Origin of the sequence: Streptococcus oralis, assembly GCF_001579175.1 — a bacterium.
Taxonomy (GTDB): domain Bacteria; phylum Bacillota; class Bacilli; order Lactobacillales; family Streptococcaceae; genus Streptococcus; species Streptococcus oralis_O.
In genome coordinates, this window is the sequence record NZ_KQ970760.1 from 771,570 (window position 1) to 773,357 (window position 1,788).

Annotated in this window: 2 protein-coding genes and 1 pseudogene; all 3 read left to right on the forward strand. The window is 35.1% G+C overall.

The window, feature by feature from the left end:
* Window positions 1–574 (forward strand): annotated as a pseudogene (locus SORDD24_RS08125) (N-acetylmuramoyl-L-alanine amidase family protein); the annotation flags it as partial.
* A gap of 153 nt (window positions 575–727) precedes the next feature.
* Window positions 728–856 carry a putative holin-like toxin gene (locus SORDD24_RS10960; protein WP_162837937.1) on the forward strand — a complete coding sequence of 43 codons (129 nt, stop codon included), beginning with the start codon at window positions 728–730 and terminating at the stop codon, window positions 854–856.
* Window positions 857–1,200: 344 nt separating this feature from the next.
* Window positions 1,201–1,788: recombinase family protein (locus SORDD24_RS08130; RefSeq protein WP_081103555.1), on the forward strand; the 588-nt coding region annotated here is incomplete at its 3' end.

Sequence of the window (1,788 nt, forward strand, 5' to 3'; positions counted from 1 at the left end):
TAGTAGTCTTGCTGGGATTAAAACTCATCAATTTTGTACTTACAACCAACCAAATAATGGAAGTGATCATGTAGATCCCTATCCATACCTTGCAAAATGGGGCATTAGTAGAGAACAGTTTAAGAAAGATATTGAATCTGGTCTAACTGAAGGAAACTGGAAACGAAACGAAGTTGGTTGGTGGTGGGAAGAACCGGATGGCTCTTATCCAAAATCTAAATGGAAAAATATCAAAGGAGAATGGTTCTACTTTGATAATAGAGGCTACTGTTTCATCAATAAATGGTTCAATGATGGCAAGGATTGGTTTTATTTAGATAAGCGTGGTGCCATGGTTACTGGTTGGATGCATATCGATCATCGTTGGTACTATTTTAAGTCGGATGGTAGAATGGCTAAAGGTTGGGTAAAATATCGTGAAACTTGGTATTACTTGGATGAAAAAGATGGGGATATGAAATCTAAGCAATTTATTAAATCAGGAAACGGATGGTACTATCTCAAGTCTGATGGTTCGCTATCAGTAAAACCAGAATTTACGATTGAACCTGATGGTTTGATTACTACTAACTAAGAGTTTGTAGATACTACTCTTAAAATAAATCTTTAAACAAAATAAACCACCGAAGTTGGTGGTTCATATGGTATAATATCTATTGTAGAAAAGTGAAGACGGTGGCTCCTTATACCGAAAGAGAGGTGATGCCTATGGGCAGTTCATCAAAATCTGACGGAAAGGAGGGGCACTCTTTTGACCGCATTTGAAGTTGTACAGACAATACTTGGTTTTGGTAGCTTTACCATTACTTTGATTGGCTTGTGCTATAAAATCTTCAAAGACAAGGACAAAAAATAATCCGTCCCCACTTTTGAGCGAGTAGGACGGATTAAATCTGTTATACGAGCTACCGTCTTTTTAACGGTTCTACATTGGAGTTGAGTTGGTAGCTCAGCTCCTTTTTCTATGTTTATTATAACATATTGCGATTAAATTTCAAATAAAAAATCTAAGCCTGGTGAAATACATCAGGCTTTTTCTTTTTGATTTTTTCTTAAAACCGGAAAAATCTATCTTGAAAGTACCTAATCAGGTAAGAGGACAATAAAGACATTTTGTTAAAGTACAGGGTTGCTGATTACTTGACTAATATATCGTTTAGAGGGATATATAGTGTGTAAAAACTTCTTGTAGGAGGAAAAATGAATATAAGAAAAATTGAAGCAAAGAATAACAAAAGAAAAAAGAGAATTTGTGCATATGTTCGTGTTTCTACAACCAACGGAAGTCAACTTGATTCGCTAGAGAATCAAAAATTCTATTTTGAAAAGTTGTATGCTGAACGTGATGATGTTGAGTTTTTGGGTGTTTTTTGTGACAAAGGGATTTCGGGTTCAAAGTATGATAGACCTGATTTTCAAACTATGTTAGATGCTTGTAGAAAAGGACAAATTGATGTTATCCATACTAAGTCAATATCAAGGTTTGCAAGAGATCTCATCAATGTTCTTGAAATCAGTCGAGAATTAAAAACTCTTGGTATTGATATCTTTTTTGAAGATCAGAATATCCACACTTTATCCAATGAAGGTGAAGTTGTCTTGACTGTGTTAGCAAGTTTGGCTGAGGAAGAGTTACAAAGCATGAGCGGAAACCAACGATGGAGTTTTCGTAGAAAGTTCCAGAAGGGAGAATTACTCATTAATGCTAAACGGTTTTTAGGGTATGATTTAAACGAAAAAGGTGAACTTGTTATAAACAAAAGCAGAAGCGCAAATAGTAAGAACCAT